Source organism: Paenibacillus sp. 598K (assembly GCF_003851045.1).
Classification (GTDB): domain Bacteria; phylum Bacillota; class Bacilli; order Paenibacillales; family Paenibacillaceae; genus Paenibacillus_D.
Genome location: NZ_BFBX01000016.1, coordinates 124,477 through 144,151 on the forward strand (window position 1 = coordinate 124,477; position 19,675 = coordinate 144,151).

At 51.3% G+C, this 19,675-nt stretch carries 21 protein-coding genes and 1 pseudogene; 3 read left to right on the top strand and 19 right to left on the bottom strand.

The window, feature by feature from the left end; all coding sequences use genetic code 11:
* Positions 1-12: 12 nt before the first annotated feature.
* From PA598K_RS07275 to PA598K_RS36010, 12 genes are all read right to left on the bottom strand, one after another.
* Positions 13-330 carry a hypothetical protein gene (locus tag PA598K_RS07275; protein WP_128656295.1) on the bottom strand — a complete coding sequence of 106 codons (318 nt, stop codon included), beginning with the start codon at positions 328-330 and terminating at the stop codon, positions 13-15.
* Positions 327-626: a phage head-tail connector protein gene (locus PA598K_RS07280; protein WP_128656296.1), complete on the bottom strand. Its 300-nt coding sequence runs from the start codon at positions 624-626 to the stop codon at positions 327-329. The genes PA598K_RS07275 and PA598K_RS07280 overlap by 4 nt, the downstream gene beginning before the upstream one ends.
* Positions 577-801 (bottom strand): hypothetical protein, encoded by a 225-nt coding sequence (locus PA598K_RS36005; protein WP_185601671.1) that lies wholly within the window; start codon positions 799-801, stop codon positions 577-579. Before PA598K_RS36005 ends, PA598K_RS07280 begins: the two co-directional genes overlap by 50 nt.
* A 10-nt stretch (positions 802-811) precedes the next feature.
* A complete protein-coding gene (locus PA598K_RS07285; protein WP_128656297.1) occupies positions 812-1,984 on the bottom strand; it encodes a phage major capsid protein in 1,173 nt (390 codons plus the stop codon).
* Positions 1,977-2,720: a head maturation protease, ClpP-related gene (locus PA598K_RS07290; RefSeq protein WP_128656298.1), complete on the bottom strand. Its 744-nt coding sequence runs from the start codon at positions 2,718-2,720 to the stop codon at positions 1,977-1,979. Before PA598K_RS07290 ends, PA598K_RS07285 begins: the two co-directional genes overlap by 8 nt.
* 37 nt (positions 2,721-2,757) lie before the next feature.
* Positions 2,758-3,912: a phage portal protein gene (locus PA598K_RS07295; protein ID WP_128656299.1), complete on the bottom strand. Its 1,155-nt coding sequence runs from the start codon at positions 3,910-3,912 to the stop codon at positions 2,758-2,760.
* Between the two features lie 13 nt (positions 3,913-3,925).
* Positions 3,926-5,626: a terminase large subunit gene (locus PA598K_RS07300; protein WP_128656300.1), complete on the bottom strand. Its 1,701-nt coding sequence runs from the start codon at positions 5,624-5,626 to the stop codon at positions 3,926-3,928.
* A complete protein-coding gene (locus PA598K_RS07305; protein ID WP_128656301.1) occupies positions 5,623-6,063 on the bottom strand; it encodes a hypothetical protein in 441 nt (146 codons plus the stop codon). The genes PA598K_RS07300 and PA598K_RS07305 overlap by 4 nt, the downstream gene beginning before the upstream one ends.
* Positions 6,064-6,241: 178 nt before the next feature.
* A complete protein-coding gene (locus PA598K_RS07310) occupies positions 6,242-6,796 on the bottom strand; it encodes a hypothetical protein (protein WP_128656302.1) in 555 nt (184 codons plus the stop codon).
* A gap of 73 nt (positions 6,797-6,869) precedes the next feature.
* On the bottom strand, positions 6,870-7,181 hold the full coding sequence (locus PA598K_RS37805; protein ID WP_128656303.1) for an HNH endonuclease: 312 nt from the start codon (positions 7,179-7,181) through the stop codon (positions 6,870-6,872).
* Between the two features lie 11 nt (positions 7,182-7,192).
* Positions 7,193-8,701: a hypothetical protein gene (locus PA598K_RS07320; RefSeq protein ID WP_128656304.1), complete on the bottom strand. Its 1,509-nt coding sequence runs from the start codon at positions 8,699-8,701 to the stop codon at positions 7,193-7,195.
* 357 nt (positions 8,702-9,058) lie between these two features.
* Positions 9,059-9,211, bottom strand: a complete 153-nt coding sequence (locus tag PA598K_RS36010; protein ID WP_185601673.1) for a hypothetical protein — start codon at positions 9,209-9,211, stop codon at positions 9,059-9,061.
* A 350-nt stretch (positions 9,212-9,561) separates the two neighbouring features.
* Between PA598K_RS36010 and PA598K_RS07325 the strand changes: the two genes are divergently transcribed.
* Positions 9,562-11,214, top strand: coding sequence for a recombinase family protein (locus PA598K_RS07325; protein WP_128656305.1), 1,653 nt, complete (start codon positions 9,562-9,564; stop codon positions 11,212-11,214).
* 4 nt (positions 11,215-11,218) lie between these two features.
* Here the strand turns inward: PA598K_RS07325 and PA598K_RS07330 are convergent.
* Positions 11,219-12,082: pseudogene (locus tag PA598K_RS07330) on the bottom strand (protein prkA); the annotation flags it as partial.
* Positions 12,083-12,358: 276 nt separating this feature from the next.
* On the opposite strand from PA598K_RS07330, the gene PA598K_RS07335 reads away from it, so the two are divergent.
* Positions 12,359-13,096: a DUF2161 domain-containing phosphodiesterase gene (locus tag PA598K_RS07335; RefSeq protein WP_128656306.1), complete on the top strand. Its 738-nt coding sequence runs from the start codon at positions 12,359-12,361 to the stop codon at positions 13,094-13,096.
* Position 13,097: 1 nt separating this feature from the next.
* On the opposite strand, the gene PA598K_RS07340 is transcribed toward PA598K_RS07335, so the two are convergent.
* From PA598K_RS07340 to trmL, 4 genes are all read right to left on the bottom strand, one after another.
* Complete coding sequence (locus PA598K_RS07340; protein ID WP_128656307.1) at positions 13,098-14,294, bottom strand: aminotransferase-like domain-containing protein; 1,197 nt, start codon at positions 14,292-14,294, stop codon at positions 13,098-13,100.
* A 279-nt stretch (positions 14,295-14,573) separates the two neighbouring features.
* Positions 14,574-14,714, bottom strand: coding sequence for a hypothetical protein (locus PA598K_RS36015; protein WP_185601675.1), 141 nt, complete (start codon positions 14,712-14,714; stop codon positions 14,574-14,576).
* A gap of 145 nt (positions 14,715-14,859) precedes the next feature.
* Complete coding sequence (locus tag PA598K_RS07345) at positions 14,860-15,108, bottom strand: AbrB/MazE/SpoVT family DNA-binding domain-containing protein (protein ID WP_128656308.1); 249 nt, start codon at positions 15,106-15,108, stop codon at positions 14,860-14,862.
* Between the two features lie 218 nt (positions 15,109-15,326).
* On the bottom strand, positions 15,327-15,791 hold the full coding sequence (gene trmL, locus PA598K_RS07350) for a tRNA (uridine(34)/cytosine(34)/5-carboxymethylaminomethyluridine(34)-2'-O)-methyltransferase TrmL (RefSeq protein WP_128656309.1): 465 nt from the start codon (positions 15,789-15,791) through the stop codon (positions 15,327-15,329).
* A gap of 119 nt (positions 15,792-15,910) precedes the next feature.
* Between trmL and PA598K_RS07355 the strand changes: the two genes are divergently transcribed.
* Entirely contained in the window at positions 15,911-16,624 is a 714-nt protein-coding gene (locus PA598K_RS07355; RefSeq protein WP_128656310.1) for a response regulator transcription factor, read from the top strand.
* 103 nt (positions 16,625-16,727) lie between these two features.
* On the opposite strand, the gene serC is transcribed toward PA598K_RS07355, so the two are convergent.
* The gene (serC, locus tag PA598K_RS07360) at positions 16,728-17,819 is read right to left on the bottom strand and encodes a 3-phosphoserine/phosphohydroxythreonine transaminase (protein ID WP_128656311.1); all 1,092 of its coding nucleotides are present in this window, start codon (positions 17,817-17,819) and stop codon (positions 16,728-16,730) included.
* Between the two features lie 181 nt (positions 17,820-18,000).
* Complete coding sequence (glnA, locus tag PA598K_RS07365) at positions 18,001-19,425, bottom strand: type I glutamate--ammonia ligase (protein WP_128656312.1); 1,425 nt, start codon at positions 19,423-19,425, stop codon at positions 18,001-18,003.
* Positions 19,426-19,675: the final 250 nt, after the last annotated feature.

Consider the following 19,675-nt stretch of genomic DNA (forward strand, 5'->3'; position numbering starts at 1 on the left):
ATCCTCGTCCCCCTAGCCATCCTTCTTCACCATCGGGAATCGAGAGCAGACCAGTTCCAGCTTTTCCCCGGATTTCGAGAAGTTCCGAATGATGTAGTAAGTTGTTCCCTCGTAGATCAACTTTGGTTCCTCTCTGTATTCCTCGGCCAGAATTTCGAACATGATTTCCGGCTTCATGCCGACCGCCAACGCCTGGTAAAACTCGGACTGGCGAGCCGACTTCTTGTTGGCGTAAACATCCCTCGCCGGTGCGTCAACATCCCTCAATGAGTTGTAAGGCCCGCGCTCTTTCACAACAGCTACGAGCCCTACAACATCTCTCCACATCATGGGGTATCACTTCCTACCGTGTACTCCTGTGACAAGCTCAGATGGGCCTTCAGGGACTCGTAGGAGGCGGCAAAGCGTACCGCCTCCGGGTTGTCGAATCCGAAGTTGGCCTTGGCATATACGATGATGGCCCGCTTGATAAGAGGGTCGGTATCAATGTCCACCTTCGCCGCGATCACTCCGCAAAGTTTAAGGTCGTCTCTCGCGGCTGCAATGATGTCCTCGACCTCGATGTCAAACGTTGTGTTACTCGGGCTGATGCGAAGTGATTTTTTCACCGTTTCCAGCATTGTCATCACCCTGTTCTTTGTCCGTTTTGCGCTTACGCGATGGTTTATCTTCGGCAAGCACCTCGATGATTCCGGCTTTTTGCAGACAGGTGATGTGCGCCTTGTCGGGGCAGCTATACGCCGCCCCTCGCTGGAACATCTTCTTGTTCACCGGACAATAAAAAGATCTGAGTACATTCATGGCATCACCATTAGGCGTCGCGCTTAACGCGAATGAAGCCGTTGTGCGCGATTACGTTACCGCCCGCATATACCGACCCGCGATGAGCCACTTGGCCGGACTTAAATTTGTAATCCTCCGAGCGGCGAACGTCGATGTCAGAAAAGATAGTCAGCAAGTAATTTTGGAGATTGCCGTAAGCCATCCCAAAATCACCAGCAGTTCCAGCCGCGCTCAGACGTTTGCACGCAGAGTTGATGATGAACCGAATGCCGTCGATTGTTCCGGTATTGCCGTTGGAGCGAATGGTGTGAATCTTGTTGCCGTTCCCGTCCCGCAGTTGAGCGAAAGCTTTCAGATCGAGCTTGTTCAGAATGAGTGTTGCTCCACCTTCGACATCTTCATCACCGCCATAGCTGTAGACGATCTCATCCAGGAGGTTGTCATCGATTGCCGTGATTTCGAGGTCCTTGTTTGCATCAATAGCAACCGGAGAGGCGAAGATGCCCATGAGCCGGTTTGTTGCGCCGGTGCCAATCAGGATTTGACGGGAGATCCGTTTGCGGATTGCGATTCGAATGCCGCGCATGACCTCCGAATCATAATCGACATCCGGCAATTCGAGAACGCCTTGGTCCACTTCGGAGTACGACGTGATTTTGCTTTTGATAATTGCCGCCTTGCCGAATTGGGCGTCGTCTTCGTCGTAATCTGCGTCATCCGCAACCTCACCAGCTTCGCCATAGCCCACAACATAGCTTTTCTCGTAGCTCTCGCCGCCAATGCGTGGCGTCACCTGAACCAGATCGAGAAGCGAGGAGACTTCATTGAAGGTCGGCGACAAGGAGTCGGAATACCGCGTTGGGACCAGAATGCCAGTAGATGTCAGTTTTACTGCGTTGTTTGCGCGGAGCAGCGCTCCCCGCTCTGCTGATGGTCGGTCCCAAAAATCAGGGATGCCAGCGCCTGGAGCTTGTTCGAGTGGAGCGTCGTCACCTGTAAGCATACCCGAACGCAGATCTTTCAGGCGGTCGTTCATGGCTGTTTTGTTGGCGCGGTCCTTTACCGCTTGGTCGTACTTGTTGTCGAGGGCTTCGATTTCTTGGCTCTTTTGTTCGAACTTATCCAAGCTGCCTTCATTGGCGTAACCCTCCGCCTCTGCTACCAATGCTTTGCGAGCCTCTACGTATTGCTGTCTATTCATCCTCTACCACCGATCCCTTCAGTTTCATCAGTTTTATTTTGGCGGACATAATCCGTTGTTGCTTTTCATTTTCTTCTGCTGCGGAAGCTTGGTTTTCCAGAGGTGGATTTATCTTCCCTGCGCCACTCTCCGCAAGTAACATGCGGACTTTGTTGACAACCTCCTCTGGCAGCATGCCGCTGAACGGAGCGCTGGCTGCGAGTTGTTTCTGTTCATCAAACATAACCTCGTCAGCGAACCCCTCTTTAACGGCGTCTTGAGCAGTCATCCATGTTTCGGCATTCATCATTCTTTTCAAGTCTTCCTCGGACTTTCCGGTTTTCAGACGATAGGCATTGGCAATGGAAGTGTTTGTGTTTTGGAGAAACTTAGCCCCATGCTCCATATCGCGATAATCCCCCGTTACGCGAGACCATGCGTTATGAATCATCATTTGAGCGGTTGGAGCCATAGCTACTAAGTCACAAGCCATAGCAATAACACTGGCTGCGCTTGCGGCTAGGCCAACCACCCTCGCAATTGTTCCGCCTTTGTACTGCTTCAATGCAGCGAAGATTTCAGATCCCGCAAAAACAGAGCCTCCCCCAGAGTTGATGATTACATCGACATCCTCACCGTTAGCTTCTGCCAACTCGTCATATACACTTTGGGGACTAACCGCTGCAATACCGAACCAATCATAAATCCACTTCTCGTCGTCGCCGACGATAACACCTTTGATGTTGACCGTCTTCAAATTCTCACCTCCTTCCAAAGGCAAAATAAAAACACGGCTATTTGGCCGTGTCTCTGACTGTTTGGGTATCAAGCCTCAGTATTGGTTCGTCCCCGCCCTCTAAAGGCGGGAGGTTCATCACTCGACGCCATTCATTTGGCGTCAATGAGCGTCGATCAACCATCTGTACGAGGTTGAGTTTGGTTTGCATGGAGGCAAAGCTCATATCCATCGAATCGAATGCGATGCGATTACCGAATCCACGTTCCCTCGGTGAAAAAAGCTTTCTTGTGAACTCGCCAGAAGCTTGCAAGGCACATGGCTCAATCTCCGATTCGTAGTAAGCCAACCATTCATTCTCGTCATATTTCGCTTGAACGATCTTGTCGTTGGTTCCGAAAAAACTGTAGATCCTTTGAATTGCTTTTTCTTGATGCGGGGTCGCAGGAACAAATTGCTCGTTCTTCACTTGCTCCAGCGAGTACCTGGGATCGGAATAAGCCGCTCCGCCTGATTTAGTGGAAGACATGAAGTTTTCCACAAACTCTTCTACCGCAATATCCCGGTCTTCCTTGCGAAGGATAGTTTGGAATTTCAAAATCCATCGGATGATCGCAGAGTTTTTAACGGCATTCACGATAGATTGATCAGAAGCGTTGATAATTTCCATCAATGGCTTAAGTGCTTCTGTGTTCGCACTGCCGAAGATATCATTCTCGTTGTAGTCATCTCGTAGGTGTATGACATCCGAATAAGGAACGGTCAAAACTTTGCCCCGCGATAGCCAAAACTTCAACTTTAATTCCTGCCCCTCTTCTCGAATGACTTCCACGCCGGAAGCGTTGATAGGATAGAGTTGAACAGGAATATGGTCGGTATTCCGATAGATAAGAGCAAATGCATTGTTGTTTAGTTCGAGTTGAGTTGTCATCCGCTCCATGAACATCTGACCCGTCGAATAAGGATTCGGCTCTTGGAGGAGACGTTTCATATATGGCTCGGGATTGACCTTTAGACCATCAGGCCCTTCTCGGATGTGCGTCGCTTGGAGCTTACCCATGGCCTTCACTTTTGGTCGTATGGCCGCCCTAACGATGTCTGATTTGTACAGGTTGCCGCCCCACGGTGAATACCAATTGCCGTCATCGCTGATAAGTTTTATCTTCGTTTGGCTTTGCTCTGAAGCGCCAAATATTTTGTTCCACCATGCCAAAGTATCACCTCCCTCAAATCATATTGATGTACTCGTCCCTGTGCCGTTCCAAGGCGACGTAGGCATTCAGCAGCGCCGCCGTGCCGTCAATCCGCTTACGTTGGTTTTTGCCTTTGTGGGGCTGGATCGTTTGGTTCTTCAGGTCGAGGTCGATAGCCGTATTCGATAAGCACCACTTATCAATCGGGTTATTGTTGTAGATGACTTTCTTGGCCGACAGATCAGCTCCAAGCAGCTTCATCGGACCCGAAAGCGTGGCCTTACCTTGGGCCACATCCTCAAGCGCCTGTTTCCCGAAATGGCCTTGCATCTCCTCAACCCAATAGACGGCTGAATACCTGTCATAACCGATCCAAGGGATATAGATGCCAAACTCATTTTGAACTTCTACAAACCACTCCGTGACGAACTTGTGATGGACGCGATGTCCTGGAGTCGTCCGCAAGAGCCCACGTTGATACCAAAGGTCGTAAGGGATTTTATCCTCCTTGGAACGCTTCTCCAGTAAATCTTCAGGAAGCCAGTACATTTGCAAAACATAGATGTTATGATCGCCCCGTCGCATCGCAATGACCTTAGCTGCTGTGAGGTCGGTAGTGTCGGATAAGTCAGTACCGCCAATCCCATACCTAAGCCCGAGTTCCGCCACCTCGAACGTCTCGGTGTTATTTAGGTCCTCAAATGACAACCAGGCTTCAGCAGACGTTTCACGGATATTGAAATCCTTTGTCAGAAGGTTTTTGACCAGCATTGAGTTAGCTTTGGCCTTATTGACTTTCGTTTCGAGCTGATCAATCTTCTTGATCGTCCCAAGTCCCGGGTTGGCCTTCGGCCATGTCGCGGGATCGACCCACTCGTCTCTGTGATCGAGCTCATAGATGATTGGCAAGAAGGTATCGTCCTTATAGCCGTCCAGGTCGTCGAAGCCGTTCAAAAGCATTTCGGCCTCTTCATACTTCTGGTCATATACCGCTTCCCGGACCGTCCCCGCAGTGGTGATCATCACAATCAGCGGTTGTTCACGCGAGCTCGTACCATCCACGATGACGTCATAGAGGTTCTTATCCTTCCAGGCGTGTATTTCGTCCAGTAGAGCCCCGCTAACGTTCAGGCCGTCCAACGTCTCGCTATCGGCTCCTAGAGGCTTAAACGAGCTGTCATTCCAGTCAGACTTGAGCTCGGAGACAAGCGGCTTGATCCGTTTACGCAGCGCTGGGGACTTATTGACCATCCGTTTAGCTTCGAGCCATACGAGCTTGGCCTGATCCTTTTTGGTGGCACAAGCGTACACTTCGGCTCCAGGCTCTCCATCGGCGATCTGCAAATAGAGTCCTATGCCTGATGCGATGGTCGACTTGCCATTTTTCCGGGCAACGACTAATAGCACCTCGCGGTATTTGCGGGTGCCGTCAATTTTATGAATAAAGCCAAATGTTGCTGCTATAAATGCTTGCTGCCAATCCTCCAGGTCGATTGGTTTACCGCCCCACTTGCCTTTCGAGTGCTTACAAAAGTTTTCGATGAACTCGATAGCGTGGTTGGCGTGTTTTGGGCTGTACTCGTATTCGCTGGACTGATCATGAATGTCTGCGACGAGCTTTCGATAGATTCGTTTGACCTTATCTCCGACCGTGACTGATCCATTCTCGATCTGCGTCCAATAGGCGATAATCGGATTATGCGCTAACGGATATTGCTTTAGAAGGGCGCTCATCGGCCATGCACGAATCCATCAAAGCCGTCATCGACTTCCCCAGGCTTCGCGCTGCCCTCCTCTGGCTTCGGCATCATATCGGAAAGTTGCTTGATGATGCTTTGATAGTTCTTGTTCATCGCATTGTATAACCGCGCTACGGGTCGTTCACGTTCGTACGGAGCCGCCTTATCCGACTGGCTGAACATCTCGACAGATCCTTTATCACCCAGGTCATCTTCGAATCCCTCCAGTGTGACACGCATGAAAGCGGCTCGTCTGATTAATCCGTCAGCTATGTCCATCTGATTTCTCGGCATCTTCTCGTAAACCTTGCGAAGTCGCTTTTCCTCGGCGGTAATGGCTCGCTTCTTCGCAGATTTCCGCGCTGTTTCCGAACGCTTTTGAGCTGCAATTTTCGCACTCGCGACTTTCTCCTCCGCAGTCTTTTTCGCCATCAAATCACCTCATTTCAGGGGAGGGGGGTCATGCGCGCGCCCTGTGTGTTATTTGAAGGGGACACAACGGTCTTCATCATCCCCTCACTCACTTTTTGAAAGGGGGGGCGTTTCCCAATTTTTTGGTAATCCTTTAGTCGAATGAAGTGCTGTTTTGTCAACACTTTTTTCCGATTTTTCAAAGGTTTTTTTCGAGTTCGTCGTAGGGAATGTGCTCAAGGTTGTGTTGGTCATAGGTTGTAACCGACACTGCTCTTATCTTTATCCTCATGATGGTTTCGAGCATCAGTTGAACTTCATCGATAATCACTTCTGTGCGGAATGATCTATCTTCGAGGTCCTTTAGTGTAATGATTTCTATCGACTTGCCCATGTCTTTTGCAAGTCTGAGCAGGTAACTCTTCATGTACGAGTTATGAGCAAGTATTGGAATGCCTTTCTCTGCTGATAGGTTAATCAGTTGTGTCGACCTGCCACTCTTCCTTGGCCCGATGTACACCGATGGGAAACGTTGCAGGTCTCTTTCCGAACTCCTGACCGTTAGGTTATTGAATCCTTGTTGTGCTTTCTCCCCCTCCGGATTCGCCGTCAAACCCAAGTCCTTCTCTATGCTGTCGCACACCAACACAATGCGTTCCTCAACGCCCCGTTGTTGCGGATTCACATGTTTCAGCTTGGTCAGCCGGTCGAGATATTCCATCTTTGTATTGATGAGTTGCTGCTTAAAATTCATGCTGAACCCTCCCAATTTGCACTTATTTACTGATTCCCGAATACAAAGTCGCTTTTTCGAGCATTTCTTTGCACTAAATGAATGATTCTCGACCATCTTGGATCAAATCCCCATGCTCATCAAACATCAGCCCATCCTCTACCAGCGGCTCATGACTCCCGTGATGCTCCCGGTTGTGGTCGTCTTGGCACACATACTCCAACAGTTCATGATTGAGCGATATAGCCGGATTGTCGATGTTCTGAGGCGTAAGATATACCTTGTGATGGACGATCTTTCCGGGTGCTCCACAGCGCTCACATAGGCCGTGTACGGTCTTGATGTAGGACTCTCTACATCTCTTCCAGGCTGTGCTGTTATAGAAGCTCTTGGCCCAGGGTTTCATGGTCGCCTCCGTTATGTGAAATTAATGATACCGCTGGTGCTTACAGCTATAGCTCCGTTTGTCCGCATGTGTGTTCCGTCTCCCGTTATGTTCTCTCCGGTGATGCTGGTCCGCCATTTACGGGTTACGGGGTCTTGCAGGATGTCACAAATATCAAAGTACCCTGTAAGTGGCGCTGGGTTAGTTTTGATCCAGATGTTCAATTCATCCATCACACTGCCCGGCCCATACTTTGCGGCATCTGGAAACGTCTGATTCTCCAATGTGTTCCAATTGTCTGTGCTGTTTGTACGGTGTCGCTGTGTACACATGTAGACCTTGAGACCTCGATTGTGCAGTTCTGTGAAAATCGTCATCAAATCATCCTTAATCTGCTGTAGTGTCCTCCCACTTTCCACATCATTCGAGCTTAGATCAATCAAAGCTGCGTCGGTGTATTCTTGGAAGAATGCCAATTGAGTCAAAGAACCAAGGACGAAGCTTCTTGCGGTATATCCTGCGCTGCCGAACCGAATATACGGGTACTTCCCTTCCACTGACCTACGGGCAAACCCTTGGCCTGAAAGATCACCGGTACCCATGACGCTGGATGAACCTATAAGTGCTATCGATGGCACCTTATCGTCCTCCGAGATATCTCCTAAACACCCTATAGGACCGAAGCCTACGGATGCTGGAGTGTCGGGAAAGTCAATTGCCGTGTTGTCTGTTTTGCCTGGTACATGAGGCATTGTCCACCCGCTAGTCGGCCATGTCTGCCCGGTTTCAACTGTGACCAGTGCTTGAACAACAACCACCTGTCCTTTGGCGACACTCGCTGCAATTGGGTCGGAAACCACTGTAGCGCCTGGTGCCACTGTGGTAGTTGTATTCCCTCCAAAAGAAAAAGAGTGGAAAATCCCGTTAATTTTCGCTGCCATCTTGATTGTGATTGGGTTCGGGCCGGGGTTCTGCAAGTTATAGTTTGAAAAAATGAAGCGCGGGTTTTCCGTGTCATACTCAAAAATGAAAGAGTCTCGATAGGTAGCTCCGCCTTCTGCAATCAATCCTGCTGCCGCTGTGGCTCTGAATCCAGTATTTTTCTCTGAAGAAGCGACTAATGCCATCACCTTGACTGGTCCTGGATCAGGCCCATCACTAGGCACCCCAAAGTAGGACACCTGCAATCTCGAAGACCCCGAAACCGCTATTGCCCGAAACTTATCGACCTGCGACCGAGAGTCAAGCGACAGGCGATCCCCAGGATCAAGCTTATGCCCTGCTGTCACCGTTGGATTGCTACCGTCCAGCCAATATCTAGCTGCATTGTCCTCGACGGTAAGAGCGGCCTTTGTTGCACCTTCTGGGATCGACGCCAGTCCCGCAGCCATGCTATTAAGCGTAAGTGTTTCATGTCCCACCGAATCCTCGGCTGCTGATCTAACATTGATACTCCCGTCCGGGTTAATCCCATCCGCCTCATTCACAATCGAACCGTCACTCCGTATTACCTTGCCTGTTCTCGGTGCGTAGTTTGCCATCCTCATTCTCCTTTCCGGGCATGAAAAAAGCCGCCCGGAGGCGACCCAAATTTGATATGATAGTTATGAGCCGTATGGGAAAGCATCCCTGCGGCTCCTTGTTGTGTTCGCCATCCCGACTGAACCAAGCGAAGCTTGACCGTTAACGCCGGGACAGCGTGTTTGCGTGGGCAAGGGACTTGCACCCTTGCATGGCAGTGACTCGACCACATACCTGTGTCACATGCCGCACCAGCCGTCTGAAGTGGGTGTGTGCGTCTTCCTATTCCGCCACCACGCATATATGTGATGCATCACCCGATAACCGGTATACAGCCGCCGCTATGTTGGGGCAACTGTCGGGTGTGCTTATCACCGTTATTCGGACGCTTCGGTTGATGGAAACTCATCTGCAACAACGATCCTGGCGCACTCTATCATGCCAAGCGCTTCGATGATGCTAAACTCCCCTTGATAATCAACAGTGAGGTTTCCAGATTCATTAATACTGATGACAATTTTTCTATCCACCGAAGAACCCTCCTTTTATGACCTCCTACAAGCCAATCTAAGCCACACTAGAGCTCGGGTATCCAATCCGACGTGCTTGCACTTGGCGCGTGTCTCAGACGGTTGTAGGCTGTCAGGACATGAAAAAGAGGCTCGCCCGCAGCGTACCCTCATAGGGTAGGTGATTGTGTCGGGCGGCCTCTTGATTCATTTTCCATGATATAAATATAGCACGTCTAAATCCTAATGGAGACGGTTCTGCGTCTATTTTTTTTCTTTTTTTAGCACGAAAAATGTCGGCAAGAATATTTTGCTTTAGTCTTTTGGTTTGACTATAATACATTTATACAAACCAAAAGGAGGTCAAGAACATGCTGAAGCGCGAATACTTAGTTGGTCTCGGAATCGAATTTATACTGAATTATCTCCGTAAGTCGCGCCAGGACGAAGAACTTGAGAAACGTACAAAAGAAGACACGCTTAAGGCTCAAAAAGATCTTATGGATCGTTTTCTAGAGCCGATCGGTATTCCTTATGAACAACGCTCAGAGATAGGATCAGGAGATAAAATCGAATCTCGACCAGTTTTTCAAGGTGTTATACGGGACCTCAGAGAAAAGAAATACCAAGCTATTGCAGTTAAGGAAATCAGCCGCATGGGACGCGGTAGTTATACAGACATGGGTGTTATTTATGATTTGATTCAAGAAAATCGAATCTTCATAATCACTCCATATAAAGTCTATGACCCTCGCAATCCTTCTGACTTGCGTCAAATTCGTTTCGAGCTGTTTATGAGTCGAGAGGAGTTTGAAACAACGAGAGAACGACTCTTTGGCGGTAGAGTAAACAATGCAATGGGCGGTATGTGGGTATCTGGAAAGGCTCCTTTTGGTTTCACCTACAACAAGAAAACACGTAAATTGGAGGTTGATGAAGAGGAAGCTGCCGTTGTCCGCATATTGTTCGACTACTACGTCAATGGTGTGCCGACAAAAAACGGAAAACGTAGAGATGTAAGCTTCAGAGCTTTAGCAACCTATTTAAAACGGAACACGTTAATTAAAACACCTAAAGGTAAAACTGATTGGCACCCGATAGCTATCCGTCAGTTGATTACTAACGAAAGATATAATGGTGTTTTGAGATTTCGCACGACGCAAAGAATTAACGGTAAACGCATTGCGCGGCCAGAGGAAGAACATATCATTCGCCGCGACGCTGTTCCTCGAATAATTAGTGAAGAACTTTGGCACTCCGCACAAGAAAAAGTTAATGAATCAGCCCATAAGCCAAGAACTAAAATGGAATTCTCTCCTTGCGAGTTGGCTGGGCTTTGTGTTTGTATAAAGTGCGGTCGCAGAATGATTCGACAATATAGTGTGCAAAAATATAAAACTAAAGAAGGGAAAGTTAGCACATACCATAAGGAATTTCTCTGGTGCACTCAGCCCGGGTGTACATTTGTCAAGTACAGAGCAGTAGAAGAAGATCTGATCGCAACACTTCAATATTTCAGTGCATTGGATAATGAAAGGCTACAGGATCAGATCGGCAAAGTGATAGCTAGTAACAAGAAAAGCCAAGAATTAACCTTAAGCAAGGAAGCACTGTCCGAACATGTTAACCAACGGCGCAAAGAACTTAAAGCCAGAGAAAAATTCATTTACGAAAAGTATGAGAGTGGGAAATATACGGATGAGGTTTTTGATGAGCGGATGGCAGAACTGAAGGGAGAATTAAAGAAGCTAGAAGAGATGGAAACAGCCGTAGAAGGAGTGCAGGAAGGCGAAGAGGAAATAAACGTGGAAGCTGTAAGGGGAAATCTCGAATCTGTGCTCCAGCAATATGAATCCACCAATGACAAAACGGAGAAAAACGAAATCCTGAGGTCTGTTTTCGAACATGTCGTGATTGAGATAATTGAAAAGGGACGTGGTCGGATACCAGCAAAGCATATGATCTATCCCGTTCTGAAATTCAACTTGCTAAAATCCAATTCTTTTGGTTTAATGATGGTATAACCTATTCGTCGGCCGAGATGAGCGCGAACCGCCCCGCCTTGAAGTTGCCCTCCTGCGTCAGCGAGAGCAGGTTCCACAGGAACTTCTCGTCGCATTTCAGCATTTCCTGGAACTCCATTAAGCCGCGATTGGCTTTGTTCAGCTCGCCGTCGAACCGGTACGCGCGCGGATCGGACTCAGATCCGTATTCGGTGATCGTCGAGAAATCGATGCTGCCGGTGAGGTCGGCGATATCCTGCGACTTTGGATCGGATGGGCTGAAGGTGCCGATGCCGATACGATTGTCCTCCGAGATGAGCACCCGCTCGACGAGCACATCCTCAATTCGGCCGTTATACTCTGTCTTGAGCCTCATCTGGCAAGCCGGACACAGATTGCCCTCAATGCGCACACCGAGCTCCTTCTCGAGATCTGCTCTCAGTTCATGAGGGATGAGATGGAGCGGCTCCTCATGCATCGGGCAGCCTTTAATCGCATAGACCGCCCCCTTCTCCGTCCTCGAAAACCGTTCGAGCCCCTTTTTCAGCATCGTCACAATCGTCGATTTGCCCCCGCTGACCGGTCCCATCAAGAGCAGGATCCGTTTGCGGACATCAAGCCTTCGAGCTGCGGAGTGAAAGTATTCCTCCACTAGCTTTTCTACGGCACGGTCAAGCCCAAAAATCTCCTGCTCAAAAAACTTATACCGCTTGCGGCCGTTTATCTCCTCGGTGCCCATCGCCTCGATCATCGCATAGACCCGTGAGTGCGCCGTCATCGCCGGTGTGGGGTCTTTTTTGAGGATATCAATATATTCCTTAAATGAACCCGTCCACAATAGCTGCTCACTCTCTGCGTTAAACTGCGAAATTTTCTCAAAAATATCCATACCGAGCCTCCTCCCATCGCTCCTGCTGCGCTGCGCCAGACTTTGCTTCCAACCGGGGGTACAACACCCACGCCCACGCGTTTACTATCTTTTTTTGAAGTACTACATACCTATGCAGTGGGCAGGACGAAATTGCCCCCTTTTTAAAATCTGCGGACACCCTCCTTGTCTGATCCAGATAGCGAAACGACTTGGGCAAAGTGAGCCATGACAGACGATGTGATATAATGAAGCAATCGTGTTCTGATATTCAACTGGAGAGGAGCGGGAAGCGCTGTGGCTGTGAGAGAAGAGAGCGAGCTGTACTTGCCGCTCAAACATTTTTTTGAGGCGAGGGGCTACGAGGTCAAAGGCGAGGTCAATCATTGCGATCTTGTCGCTGTGCGACCGGACAATGAGGAGTTGCTGATCGTCGAAATGAAAAAGACGTTCAACCTCGCCTTGCTGCTGCAAGGGGTCGAACGTCTGCGACTTAGCGACAACGTCATCCTGGCGGTAGAGCGCAACCGCAAAAAAAGCGGCGCGGTCAACCAGCGCTTCGGCGAGCTGACCGAGCTGTGCCGGATGCTCGGACTAGGCTTGATGACCGTCACCTTCTACAAGACGAAGGGGCCGTTCGTCGAGGTGCTGTGCGAGCCGGGCGAGCCCCCTCGCGCCGGTCGCCGCAGGACCCGGGAAGCGCGGCTGCGCATGGAATTCCGCGAGCGCAGCGGCGACTATAACGTCGGCGGCGTCAACAGCACGCAGCTCGTCACCGCCTACCGCGAAAAGGCGCTGCGCTGCGCCTGGGCGCTGCAGACCGAAGGGTCGTCGGCGCCTCGGCGAGTAGCCGAGCTAAGCGGCTGCAGCAAGGCCGCCAGCATCCTGCAGAAGGACTACTACGGCTGGTTCGAGCGTGTCGAGCGCGGCGTCTACCGGCTGAGGCCAGCCGGCATCCAGGCACTGCTCCAGTACGCCGACGTGCTGGCGGTCTGGCAGACTCGGGTGCCGCCGACCGCTCCCGATGGCCGTTAGTCTAGCAGCGGGCCAGGAACTCGTCTACCGCCTCAGCGAAGCGCTCGATGCCTAGACGCATCCGCTCACCTTCGGTATAGGTGAAGTTCATGCGCGCGGTATTGCGCTTCGGCACGCCTGCAAAAAACGGCGCGCCAGGCACGAAGGCGACGCCTTTCATGACCGCTGCTCGCAAGAGCGCCTCGGCATCCAGTCCTTCCGGCAGCTCCAGCCAGAGGAACATGCCTCCCTGCGGCTGCACCCAGGTCAGATCCTGCCAGTTGCGCTGCTGCAGCAGTTGCTCCATCTGTCGCATCCGCTGGCCATAGGCGGCCGATACGCGACGGATATGCTCATCCAGCGGGAAATGCGCCAGCAGCTCGCTAAGCGTCTGCTGGTCCAGCGTGCTCGAATGCAGGTCGGAAGCCTGCTTGGCCTTGGCGAGATTGCGGATAATACCGCGATCCCCCATCGCCCATCCCGTTCGCAATGCAGGCGCGACCGTCTTCGAGAAGCTGCCCATATAGAAAACTACGCCGCCGTCTGCCTCGCCCTCCAGCGAGAACAAGGTCGGAAAATCGGCCTTCTCGTCGAAGCGGATGTCGCCATACGGGTCGTCCTCCAGGATCGGCACGCTGTATTGGCGACATAGCGCCAGCAGCCCTTGTCGACGCTCCAGACTCCATACGCGCCCGGTAGGATTGCCGAAGGTCGGTACGACGTACACCATCGCCGGGCGATGCAGCCGCAATTGCTCCTCCAGCGAGGCCATCACCATGCCGTCCTTGTCGCTCTCCACCGGGACGACAGTAACGCCATGCATGCTGAACACCTGCAGACTCGACAGATAAGTCGGATTTTCCACCAGCACAACGTCGCCGGGATTGGTCAAGACGCGCGAGAGCAAATCAAGCGCTTGCTGGGAGCCCGTAGTAAGGATCATCTGATCCGGATCCACGCTCATCCCTTTGGCCGCCATCCGGACGCAGAGCTGCTCCCGCAAGGGCATGAAGCCCTCCGTGAGACCGTATTGCAGCGAATCGCTGCCTTTCTCAAAGACGCGCGCCGCCGCATCTCGCACCGCCTCGAGCGGGAACAGCTCCTCGGCTGGCAAACCGCCAGCAAACGAGATGATCTCCTTGCCTTGCGTAAGCTTCAGGATGTCGCGCACGGCGGATGAGTGCAACTGACCGATACGTTCTGATACACGATACTCCATCTGTATTCTTCCCATCTATGACGTAATGGCCGCTTCTATGCGCGGCAAAAAAATGCTACTTTACATTGTACGCCTAATCCAACGGATGGGCAACCGGGATTGCGAGCCGAAATTTGTAACAATCTGTTCACAGGATTTGAAGTTTTCTTTTTCGCCCAGTTTGGTTATAATATATACAGTTTACTGGAGGTGTACGTAATGGAGTTTCCAATGGAGTTTTCGCGGACATTCTGGGTGATTATGATTGTCATGGTATTGTTCTTGGTCGCGATTCTCACCTCATCCTACAACGATGACAAGACCAAAGGTTTGTAAAGGTTTACTTGCGATGTGAATAAAGCTTGGCGGCTTGTTGTTGAGGCCGACCATCACGCCAGCAGAAGGTTGCATCACAACCTCTTGCTGGCGTTTTTCGTTCATGCTAAGGCTGGAAACTTCTTCCTTCCCCCGCCCAGAACAACAGCGCCCTGTCGGCAAGCGTTACGCCCTCATCGCACACAAAAAAACCATGCAGCAACGCTGCATGGCAGTCCAGATGTCAATGGGCTCGGGTACCCCTATGCTATTAAGCCCGCATATGAATCATGTCCTGCGCACAAGCCGCACACAGGTAACGCTCCTTAAATTCGTGCACATCCTCCATCGAGGTGCAGAATACGCATCTTGGACGATAACGCTCCAAAATGATGTGATCGCCCTGTACGAGAATTTCGACAGGATCGCCTTCATTCATCTGATATCTTTTGCGCAACGATTTGGGAAGCACAATCCGACCCAATTGGTCTACTTTACGTACTACACCTGCCGGTTTCACTGTATTCACCACTCCTGTGTCAAGTATAGAGAGTCTGTCTGGGAGAACCTCCGTGTACCATAAGTTTCGAGACGTAAACTTCGTTTCCTTCCCATTGTCGGGAATTGTTGAATTTTCTGCAAAGCCGCCTTTTGCGTTTTACGCTCTAGAGAGATGTGGAGTTCATCTCCTTTTTTAACCCCAAACCTGTACTTTTGAAACAAAACGCAGCCTTTATTTTAAGTCATCCCCGGATAATCCAACTGCCTGAGCGCCTCGAATACAATAACCGCCACCGCATTGGACAGATTAAGCGAGCGCACGTCGCCGGTCATCGGCAGTCTCAGACAGGTTTCGGGATGCTCAGCCAGGAGCGCTTCCGGCAAGCCCTTCGTCTCCTTGCCGAATACCAGAACATCTTCGTCACGGAACGCAAACTCTGTAAATCGCTTGGCCGCCCTCGTGCTCGCAAAGAAAAAACGTCCCTCCGGGAAGCGCTCCTTTACCTCTTGGAAGCTGTCGTAATACGACACCTGAACGGCGTGCCAGTAATCCAGTCCCGCTCGCTTCAACGTTCGGTCATCGGTGCGAAAACCGAGCGGTCGCACAAGATGCAGATGCGCCCCCGTCGCCGCGCAGGTGCGAGCGATATTTCCGGTATTGGCCGGAATCTCCGGCTCCACCAGAACGATATGCAATGCCATATCTATTCCCTCCATACTAGTCCTCAACAGATTTTACATTCGGATAACGTGTGCTTAACTCCCCGCATAATCTCGCATGTCATAATGAGAGCACATAAGCCGAAAAAGGAGCTTAAGCGATGAAAAAGAAAATTCTGGTCGTCGATGACGAGCCTTCGATCTCGATGCTGATCGAATTTAACCTTAAGCTAGCCGGCTTCGATGTCCGTTGTGTAGAGGATGGAGAAGCTGTGTTCGATACACTGAAGCCGTACCGGCCGGATCTCATCGTGCTCGATCTGATGCTGCCCAAGATGGATGGCATCCAGGTCTGCCGCGAGCTGCGCAAGCAACAGAACGCCGTGCCGATCGTCATGCTCACCGCCTTGCAGGATGTGACAGACAAAATCGCCGGTCTCGACAATGGCGCCGATGATTATATGACCAAGCCGTTCAGCCCTCAGGAGCTGATCTCCCGTATCCAAGCGATCTTCCGCAGAGTGCAGTCATTGCCCTCGACAGGCGAAGGCCAGAGCTATGAATTGGGCCGCCTGCGGGTCAACAGCGAGCAGCGCGAGGTTCGCCTCGATGACCAACTGGTCGATCTGACGCCCAAGGAGTTCGAGCTGCTGCTCTTCCTCTGCAGCCATCGGGGCAAGGTGCTAAGCCGACAGCAGCTGCTGCACGGCGTATGGGATTATCACTTCCTCGGCGATACCCGGATCGTCGATGTCCACATCAGCCACCTGAGGGACAAGATCGAGAAAAACGCTCGTTCGCCCGAATATATTATGACCGTACGCAATGTAGGCTACAAGCTGACCGGACCGCAGGTGAAGGATTCGTCCGGCTAATCGGAGCCGCTTCAGCCAGACGCGCCCGCCAGTTCACGCCAAAGAGCCTTCTGCCGCTGCAATGACGCGGCAGAAGGCTTTTTTGATGCTCGTCCGGTCAGTCCTAGCCGTTGGAGGCTTGGAACTCTTTCATGAACTCCGCAAGCGCCCGGCAACTCTCGAGCGGCACGGCATTGTACGTCGATGCCCGAAGACCGCCTACATCGCGATGCCCCTTCAAGCCGACGAAGCCTTGCGCCTCCGACTCCTTGATGAACCGTTTCTCGAGCTCCGCATCATGGATACGGAACGTAATGTTCATCGTCGATCTGCTAGCCGCCTGCGCCACACCGCGATAGAAGCCGCCGCTCTGGTCGATAGCGTCATAGATCAGCTTCGTCTTGTCGCGGTTATATTGGTCGATCTGGGCGATGCCGCCGCGCGCTTCGATCCACTCCAGCATCAGCTTCACCATATAGACGGAGAACGAAGGCGGCGTGTTGTAGAGCGAGTTCGCTTTGATATGCGTATCATAACGCAGCATCGCAGGCAGATGCTTCGGACTGTCGACAGCTACATCGTCACGGATGATGACCAGCGTCACGCCCGAAGGGCCGAGGTTTTTCTGCGCGCCGGCGTAGATCAGACCAAACTGGCTGACGTCGACAGGACGCGACAGGATATCGCTCGACATATCCGCGACCAGTGTCGCATGATCGGCGACATTGGGATATGCGCCGAATTGCGTGCCCTCGATCGTCTCATTGGAGGTGATGTGCAGGTAAGCAGCCTCCGCAGGCACCTCGATGTCGCTTAAGCTTGGAATTCGGGTGTAGCTGTCACTCTCCGACGAAGCGGCAATTGCCGTCTCGCCGAATAATTGCGCTTCTTTCAACGCTTTTTTGGACCAGCTGCCCGTCATCACATAAGCGCCTGCACGACCCGGCTGGAGCAGATTCATCGGCACCATCGCGAACTGTGTGCTAGCCCCGCCCTGCAGGAAGAGCACATGATAATTGTCGGGAATCCCGTACAGTCTACGCAACAGAGTCTGCGCATCGTTGTTGACTTGCTCATATGCCGCGCTGCGATGCGACATCTCCATGATCGACATACCCGCACCTTCATAGTCAACAAATTGCTGCTGCGCACGCTCCAGTACTTCAAGCGGCAGCGCAGCCGGCCCCGCATTAAAATTAAACGCCCGTTTGGTCACCGTTCTCCACCTCTATCTTCCTCTATATTGTATCTATGTACACTATCGATAATCATAGCAAGTTTGGCCCCGAGCTTCAAGCCCCCAACCGCCGAAGAAGCTCGCGGCTTCGCCCGGAAGCAAGAAAAAGCGACTCCCGTCGTCAGGAGTCGCCATCCCTGTATAATAAAGATAAGTTCGATTAGCAACCAAAGTAGAGGCTGTACTCGTGCGGATGAACGCGGATCGATACCGCTTTGGCTTCATCGCGCTTGAATGCCACGTAGTTAGCGATGAAGTCTGGCGAGAATACGCCGCCTTCAGTCAAGAACTCGGAGTCAGCTTCCAGAGCGTCCAGCGCTTCGTCCAGCGTTGCAGGCACGCTGCGGATTTCGCTCTTCTCTTCATCGGAGAGCTCATAGATGTTTTTGTCGAATGGACCATAGCCCAGTTCCTTTGGATCCAGCTTGCGCTTGATGCCGTCCAGACCAGCCATCAGCATAGCTGCGAATGCCAGATAAGGGTTAGCCGTGGAGTCAGGCGTACGGAACTCGATGCGACAGCCTTTTGGCGTAACAGCAGCGATCGGAATACGAACCGCAGCAGAACGGTTGCCTTTGGAGAAGACCAGGTTCACTGGCGCTTCGTAGCCAGGTACAAGACGTTTGAAGGAGTTGGTGCTTGGGTTGGTCAGCGCGATCAGAGCAGGCGCGTGGTACAGAATACCGCCGATGTAGTTCATCGCGAGCTCGCTCAGATTAGCGTAAGCGCCTTTTTCGTAGAACAAAGGCTCGCCGTCGTTGAAGATGGAAGTGTGGACGTGCATCCCGCTGCCGTTGTCACCGAACATTGGCTTAGGCATGAAGGTTGCGACTTTGCCATACTGGCGCGCTACGTTATGCACGATGTATTTGTATTTGAGAAGGTTGTCTGCTGTTTTGGTCAGCGTGTCAAAACGGAAGTTGATCTCGCCTTGACCAGCCGTCGCCACTTCGTGGTGATGACGCTCAACGCGCAGACCGGCTTCTTGCATCAATCGAACCATTTCGCTGCGGATGTCTTGCTGCGTATCCATTGGCGCTACCGGCACATAGCCGCCTTTGACGCCAACTTTGAAGCCCAGGTTGCCGCCTTCTTCCTTGCGGCCAGTGTTCCATGCAGCTTCTTCGGAATCTACAGCATAGAAGGATGTGTTCATCGAGCTCTCGTAACGCACGTCGTCAAAGATGAAGAACTCCGACTCAGGCGCGAAGAATGCGTCTGTGCCGACTCCGGCAGACTTGAGATACTCTTCAGCCTTATTGGCGATGCCGCGCGGGTCGCGGTCGTAACGATCGCCTTCTGGCGTGTGGATGTTGCACATAACGTTTAATGTCGGATGATCAGTAAACGGATCGATATAGACGCTCTCGGTATCCGGCATCATGACCATGTCGGATTCTTCAATACCGCGGAAGCCAGGGATCGAAGAACCGTCGAAGGCTACGCCTACCTCAAAAGTATCCTCTTCCACCTCGGAAGCGGGCAATGTAATGTGATGCGCGCGACCGGAAAGGTCGACGAAACGGAAATCCACGAACTGAATGCTGTTTTCTTTCAACAGGTCCAACACTTTTTGAGCTGACATCTGATATTTCCTCCATTTCCGAACGTTAACTTAGATTAAAACGGTTATTGTTCAACTTTCGCTTTAAACTCTGTCGTAATTATAAAACGAGCGTTTCGCACCGTCAATACTTATGTCAGGTATTTTTTGAGTATGTGTAAGCTATCCTCACACTTTTTATCTTTTGTTCACATTTCCGTCAAACCGAATGTTCAGGTTTGGCAAAATCGTCTTTTACAGGGCATAAAAAATCGTCCCAGCCATCTTTTGG